The organism is Streptomyces sp. SID13666 (genome assembly GCF_010548325.1).
Classification (GTDB): Bacteria; Actinomycetota; Actinomycetes; order Streptomycetales; family Streptomycetaceae; genus Actinacidiphila; species Actinacidiphila fildesensis.
Genome location: NZ_JAAGLX010000162.1, coordinates 1 through 548, shown reverse-complemented (window position 1 = coordinate 548; position 548 = coordinate 1). Strand labels below are relative to the sequence as shown.

Annotated in this window: 1 protein-coding gene; it reads right to left on the bottom strand. The window is 72.3% G+C overall.

Going from position 1 to position 548, the window contains the following annotated elements; all coding sequences use genetic code 11:
* The coding region (locus G3I60_RS43900; RefSeq protein WP_164608571.1) for a hypothetical protein at positions 1-548 on the bottom strand (548 nt) is incomplete at both ends.

Here is a 548-nt window from a genome sequence, read left to right as displayed (position 1 = left end):
CGGGTCCAAACCGGCGACGATGGTGAGCGGGGCCGATGGGTCGGTGGCGGTCAGCGTGAGGGGCGCGCTGTAGCCGTAGGCGGGTCGGCCGCTCTGCTGGGCGAACCGCCGCACCAGCTCCGGCCGCAGCGCCCCCGGGCCGGAGCTCAGGAAGAGGAGCGGCTGTTCGAGGTTGGCTGTCTGCATGCCCGGTTCCAGGCGCAGCAGGGCCAGGTACTCGTCGTCGGACACCTCGATCGGCGGCCCGCCGGGCAGGTGCAGGACCACGTTCCCGGCCTCGTTCACGTGGACGACGTTCAGCAGGGGCAGCGGCTTCCCCGGTCCGGCCCACTCCGGCACGACCTTCTCGGTGGTGGTCCCGTCCGGCCCCTGGAACACCCGGTCCACGGTGTGCCAGTCGATCCCCTCGGGCGCGGGCGTGCCGCTCCAGTTGGCGCCCTGGATCTGCTGCCCCCGCTTCATCAGGTTGACCTTGACGAAGGCGAACGCCTTCAGGTGGTACGCGGCGAGCCGGTCGCGGTCGGTGACGACCACGCCCTCGGCGAGGG